This window comes from Vibrio sp. 1402, from assembly GCF_033340275.1.
The window spans coordinates 1-591 of the sequence record NZ_JAWOWE010000471.1; the positions used below are offsets into that span (position 1 = coordinate 1).

Annotated in this window: 1 pseudogene; it reads left to right on the forward strand. The window is 45.9% G+C overall.

From position 1 onward, the window contains the following. Window positions 1-591 (forward strand): annotated as a pseudogene (locus R7044_RS26730) (aspartate kinase); the annotation flags it as partial.

Genomic DNA, 591 nt, shown 5'->3' on the forward strand with positions numbered 1-591 from the left:
GTCTATCAGTTAATTGCGAAACGTGACGATCAATGGCAAGAAGCCTTAGCGTATGTGGAAAGCCGCATGTTGCTTACTAACGAAAACATCTTTTCGGATCTAATGAATCGCATTCAAGCGGATAAGTTCATTCGTTCACGCATTGCAGAGGCGAAAAATTGTATCGCTAATATTCTAGAAACCTACCAATACGGACAGTTTTCTCTGCGTCACTATCTGCCACAAATTCGCGAGTTTCTATCGTCGATTGGTGAAGCGCACAGTGCGTACAATACAGCGCTTAAGCTGAAAAACATGGGCATCAATGCGAGGTTTGTGGATCTCTCTGGTTGGGATAATCAGGAACCAAGAAATCTCGATGATTCCATTCGCGACGCGTTTGCTGATATCGATGTGACCAAAGAACTGCCTATCGTCACGGGTTATGCATACTGCAAAGAAGGTTTGATGCACACTTATGACCGAGGCTACAGTGAAATGACGTTCAGTCGTATTGCCGCTATCACCAAAGCAGACCTAGCCATCATCCATAAAGAATACCATTTGAGCTCAGCGGACCCGCGCGTGGTCGGCCCAGAGAAAGTGTTGCCA